Below are 5,172 nucleotides of genomic sequence, written 5' to 3'. Positions count from 1 at the left end.
GCGGGGAGAGGGTTGGGGTGAGGGGCTCGTGCCGCAAACGCGGTAAGAAGTCTTTCGCGGCGACTCCCCCTCATCCGGATTGCATCTTCGATGCAATCGGACTTCTCCCCGCAGGCGGGGAGAAGTGGTGGAGTTACGTGCGCGTGCGCATCCGCATCATGAAGCTGTCGAACGAGAGCTCGGCGACCTGCATCCAGGCCAGCGATTCGTTGCGATAGGCGGCCAGGCTCGCATGCATCTTGCCGAAATGCGGGTTGCTCTTGGAAAGATCCGCGTAGATCTCGTTGGCCGCGCCGTAGCAGGCTTCCAGCACTTCCTGCGGGAACGGGCGCAACTGCGCGCCGGCCACGATCAGGCGTTTCAGCGCCGGCGGGTTGACCGCGTCATATTTACCGGTCACCCAGGTGAAGGTGTCTTCGGAGGCGGCCTGGATCGCGGCCTGATAGTGCTTCGGCAGCGCGTTCCACTTGTCCTTGTTCATCACATTGTGGCCCTGGCCGGTGCCTTCCCACCAGCCGGGGTAGTAGTAGAACTTCGCGACCTTGACGAAGCCGAGCTTCTCGTCGTCATACGGCCCGACCCATTCGGCGGCGTCGATGGTGCCTTTTTCCAGCGCCGGATAGATGTCGCCGCCGGCGATCTGCTGCGGCACGCCGCCGACCTTGGCGATGATGGTTCCGGCGAAGCCGCCGACCCGGAATTTCAAGCCCTGGAAATCCGCCATCGACTTGATCTCCTTCCGGAACCAGCCGCCCATCTGGGCGCCGGTCGAGCCGGTCGGAATGCCGATGCAGTTGTATTCTGCGAGCAGATTGTTGAGCAGGTCGGTGCCGCCGCCCCATTGCAGCCAGGAAATGTGCTGGCGCGTGTTGAGGCCGAACGGCAGCGACGTGCCGAAGGTGAAGGCGGGATTCTTGCCCCAGTAGTAATACAGCGCGGTATTGCCCATCTCGACCGTGCCGTTGGAGACGGCGTCCAGCACCTGCAAGCCGGGCACGATCTCGCCGGCGGCGAACGACTGGATCTGGAAGCGGTTGTCGGTGATCTCGGCGACGCGCTTGCAGAAGAATTCACACCCGCCATAGAGCGTATCGAGCGCCTTCGGCCAGCTCGCCGCCAGCCGCCACCTGACCTCCGGCATCGATTGCGCGACCGCGGGCGCGGCGACCGCCGTCGCAGCCAGCCCGACGCCGCCTGCCTTCAAGAATTCACGACGCTTCATGCGTATCCCTCCTGTGTGCCGATACCTCGACAAGGGGAACGATCTTGGTGTCGTCTTTCTTCGCCGATCGATCGACGTTCTGTGATGAATGTGTCCGGTGGCCCTCGACGGGCTCTTGTTGTGGAAATCCGAGTTTCCGGTTCCGCCGGTCAGGATGATCGTTTGCCGGAGGAAATCAAGCGCCTGCCTTCGTTGCAGGTGCGAAGGACAATCGGCGCTGTCGGTCTCATCCGATACCCGCGGCGATGGCTGCCGGCCCTGCCGCGATCTGCTACGCAGGGCGGGTGGGTTGATGGGAGTTCAAGGACATGGCCAACAAGAAAATCGTGGTTGCCGGCGCGACCGGCCTCGTGGGCAACGCTGCCTTGCGACACTTCGGCGCATCCGACGATTGCGAGCGCATTGCGCTGTCGCGCCGCAAGCCGCGCGATCTCTACGGCGCGCGGCATGTGCGAATCGATCTCACCAGCGCGGAGGATTGCCGTCGCGCCGCAGCCGAGCTCGGCGGCGCAACGCACCTGATCTACGCCGCGCTCTATGAGGCGTCCAGCCTGGTCGATGGCTGGCGCGATGCCGGGCAGATCGAAACCAACGACCGGATGCTGCGCAATCTGATGGGCGTGCTCGAACCCGTCGCGCCTGATCTCAAGCATGTCGCGCTGCTGCAGGGCACCAAGGCCTATGGCGTGCATGTCCGGCCGCTCACGGTGCCGGCGCGCGAGGGCCGGTCCGAAATGTACGAGCAGCCGAATTTCTATTGGGCGCAGGAGAATTTCCTGCGCGAGCTGCAGCGGGGCAAGGGCTGGCACTGGAGCATCTTGCGCCCGGTCTTGATCATCGGCGAAGCCATGGGCGGCGCGATGGACCTGATCCCGCCGCTCGGCGTCTATGCGGCGGTGCTGCGCGCGCAGGGAAGGCCGCTGGATTATCCGGGCGGCGCGCCGCGCGTCGCGCAGGCGGTCGATGTCGATCTCTTGGCACGCGCGATCGCCTGGTCGGGCGACGCCGAGGCTGCGCGCAACGAAGCGTTCAACGTCACCAATGGCGACGTCTTCACCTGGGAAAATATCTGGCCGGCGGTCTCGGATGCGCTCGAGATGACGCCGGGCCGGCACGTGCCGCTGTCGCTGGCGCAGGAGTATCCGAAATGGATTGCGCCGTGGGACGAATTGCGCAGGAAGCACGACCTGATCGCGCCCGGCTTGGAGGAGTTCGTCGGCCTGTCCTTCCAATATGCCGATTACAGCATGCGCTACGGGCAGACTGAACCCGGTCCGCCGTCGATCGTCTCGACGGTGAAGATCAACCAGGCCGGCTTCACCGAGATGATGGATACGGAAGCCATGTTCCGCAAATGGTTCAAGCTGGCGAAGGCGAGCCGGCTGCTGCCGTAGTTATTGAGCCGCGCTCCATCTTCTCCCTCTCGCCGTTCTTACGGGGAGAGGGCTGGGGTGAGGGGCATCCATCCGGCGAGCGCTTCGCTGTTTGTCGAGCGCAGTGCCTTGCCCCTCACCCGGATCACACCGGACGATGCTTCGCGTCGCCGGGGCGATCCGACCTCTCCCCGCAAAGGGCGGGGAGAGGTGAAGGGCACACTCTCTCTTTCGGCGAGCGGAGCGACCGAAGACGTTACCGCGAGAACGCTACTTCCATCGCCTTGCGCGTCTTGATCGTATCGTTGCTCTCGTCGACCTCGACGTCGCTCCAGCGCACCACTGCGCCATGGGCGACGTCGTTCTTCAGCTTCACCCGATGCGCGAGCCCGATCGGCAATGCGCCGGCGGCGAGGCTGGCGGCGGCCGGCATCAGTTTGCCCCACACGGTGTAGCCGCCTTCGCCGTCGAGCATCTCGCCGGCGCGCAGATTGCGCTTGGCCACCGCTGCGACGTCGCCGCGGAAGCGGCGCGGCTGCCCGGTCGGCTCGTTGCGCAGCGCCGCCGACAGCACGGAGATGTTCAGCTCGAGCCCGATCAGATGATACGGCTTGTACATCGCCGCATAGCGGCCGGAGGCGTCGGTCTTGAGGCCGTACTGCTTGAAGCAATCCGCGGCATAATCGTTGGGCGCCTCCAGCACGACATAAACGCCCCAGCGCAAATCGCGAAACACCGGACGGCCGTCGCGCTCCAGCGACGACACCACTTCGACGATGCCGGATTTCTCCAGCACGCCGCCCTTGTCGCGCGGCCGCATCACATGCGGCAGGTCGTCGACGCCGCAGGGCGGAAACAACAATCCCTCCGACGGCACGTCGAGGGTGCAGGCATTGGCGATCGCCGCCATCTCGATCGCAGATTTGGTGCCGTCGAGGAAGGAGTTGAACATCTGCGGATTCATGCCGGCGGATTGCGCCTCGCCGGCGGTGAGCCCGTAATGCTGCCACACACCCTCCGGCGTGACGTCATGATAGGCCGGCAGATACTTTGTGCCCTTGCCGGCTGCGACGACGCGGAAGCCTGTGGCGCGCGCCCAGTCGACCATCTCGGCCGTCAGCGCCGGCTGGTCGCCATAGGCGAGCGAATAGACCACGCCGGCCTTGCGTGCCTCCTCGGCGAGCAGCGGCCCCGCCAGCACGTCGGCCTCGACATTGACCATCACGACATGCTTGCCGGCGGCAATCGCCGCGCGGGCATGGCGGATGCCGACGGCGGGATTGCCGGTCGCTTCCACCACGACATCGAATGCGCCGCCGGCGATCGCACGTGCACCGTCGTCGGTGAAGGTGGTGGCGCTGATCCGCGCGTCGTCCCAGCCGACCGTGCGGCACGCCTCGCGCGCGCGGTTACGGTCGAGATCGACGATCACGGGCACCTCGAGCCCCGGCGTGTGCGGCACCTGCGACAGGAACATCGAGCCGAATTTTCCGGCGCCGATCAGGACGACGCGCACCGGCTTGCCGGCGGCGGCGCGGGTTTTGAGGAGGTGATGCAGGTTCATGATGCTTTCCAAACAAAAGGGTCGTTCCGGGGCGCGTGAAACGCGAACCCGGAACCTCGAGATTCCCCGATGCGCGATCGCGCATCTGTGGTTTGACGCTAACGCGCCGCCGCGGAATGACGGCCGATTCTTACTCCGCCGCCTGCCGCGGTGCACGGGCGAGCCGCAGCAGCGCGTCGTCGGCAACCGTCTGGATCGGCGTGAAGTCGCGGTGCGCGATATAGTCGGGCCGCGTCGGGGTGCGGATGTAGTTCGAGACCGCGTTCAGCGTCAGGTAGACGATCTTGCGCGGATAGGGCGTGATGTTGCCGCTCGATCCGTGCACCAGATTGCCGTGGAACATCAGCATGCCGCCGGGCTTGCCGGTCGGCGCGACGATGCCGCCCTGCTTCACCAGGCGCGTCACGGTTTCCTCGTCCAGCGTCCACAGCGGATAGGACGTGGTTTCGAGATCGTGCGAGGCTTTCAGATCGCCCGCGGACTGGCTCTGCGGCACCAGCATCAGCGGGCCGTTGATCGGCATCACCTCGTCGAGGAAGATCGCGATGTTCATCGCGCGCGGCTCCGGCATGCCGTCATCGCGCTTCCAGGTGCCGTAGTCCTGGTGCCACTGCCAGACGTCTCCGGTGAAGGCCGCCTTCGCGTTGATCTTGAACTGGTGCATGTAGACCTTCTCACCGAACAGCTGCTCGATGGGGTCGATCATGCGCGGATGCGCGCCGAGGACGCCGAACGCCTCATTGTAGAGGTGGGCGGCGAAGGCCGTGCGCGGCGCGCCACTCTTCTCGCGCCATACCTCGGGGCGGTTGGCGTCATAGATCGAGATTGCCTCGCGCGCGAGGAAGTCGACCTCTTCCTGGCTGAACAGCTCGGGCAGAAACAGCCAGCCTTCGCGATGGAAAAATTCGACCTGCTCTTGGGTCAGTTTCATGGTGCTTTCCTCCTTTGATTGTTTCTTTTCCTAGTCGTCATGCCGGGCTTGACCCGGCCATCCATTTTTTTCAAGCGGCGAA

At 64.9% G+C, this 5,172-nt stretch carries 4 protein-coding genes; 1 reads left to right on the top strand and 3 read right to left on the bottom strand.

Annotation, left to right across the window (positions count from 1 at the left end):
- Positions 1–133: 133 nt before the first annotated feature.
- The gene (locus AKL29_RS22290) at positions 134–1,222 is read right to left on the bottom strand and encodes a TRAP transporter substrate-binding protein (protein WP_050385643.1); all 1,089 of its coding nucleotides are present in this window, start codon (positions 1,220–1,222) and stop codon (positions 134–136) included.
- A 308-nt stretch (positions 1,223–1,530) separates the two neighbouring features.
- Between AKL29_RS22290 and AKL29_RS22285 the strand changes: the two genes are divergently transcribed.
- Entirely contained in the window at positions 1,531–2,616 is a 1,086-nt protein-coding gene (locus tag AKL29_RS22285; protein WP_050385642.1) for an NAD-dependent epimerase/dehydratase family protein, read from the top strand.
- A gap of 235 nt (positions 2,617–2,851) precedes the next feature.
- Here the strand turns inward: AKL29_RS22285 and AKL29_RS22280 are convergent, their stop codons facing one another.
- On the bottom strand, positions 2,852–4,159 hold the full coding sequence (locus tag AKL29_RS22280) for an NAD(P)H-dependent oxidoreductase (RefSeq protein WP_050385680.1): 1,308 nt from the start codon (positions 4,157–4,159) through the stop codon (positions 2,852–2,854).
- Between the two features lie 130 nt (positions 4,160–4,289).
- Positions 4,290–5,090, bottom strand: a complete 801-nt coding sequence (locus AKL29_RS22275) for a phytanoyl-CoA dioxygenase family protein (RefSeq protein WP_050385641.1) — start codon at positions 5,088–5,090, stop codon at positions 4,290–4,292.
- Between the last annotated feature and the right edge of the window lie 82 nt (positions 5,091–5,172).

This window comes from Bradyrhizobium pachyrhizi (genome assembly GCF_001189245.1).
In the GTDB taxonomy this organism is placed as follows: domain Bacteria; phylum Pseudomonadota; class Alphaproteobacteria; order Rhizobiales; family Xanthobacteraceae; genus Bradyrhizobium; species Bradyrhizobium pachyrhizi.
This window is presented reverse-complemented; position numbering and strand designations above follow the sequence as displayed.

What these genes read in the sequence shown, in the direction of transcription:
- AKL29_RS22290 (WP_050385643.1), bottom strand. Translation starts at nt 1,222, where the DNA reads ATGAAGCGTCGTGAATTCTTGAAGGCAGGCGGCGTCGGGCTGGCTGCG.
- AKL29_RS22280 (WP_050385680.1), bottom strand. Translation starts at nt 4,159, where the DNA reads ATGAACCTGCATCACCTCCTCAAAACCCGCGCCGCCGCCGGCAAGCCG.
- AKL29_RS22275 (WP_050385641.1), bottom strand. Translation starts at nt 5,090, where the DNA reads ATGAAACTGACCCAAGAGCAGGTCGAATTTTTCCATCGCGAAGGCTGG.
- AKL29_RS22285 (WP_050385642.1), top strand. Translation starts at nt 1,531, where the DNA reads ATGGCCAACAAGAAAATCGTGGTTGCCGGCGCGACCGGCCTCGTGGGC.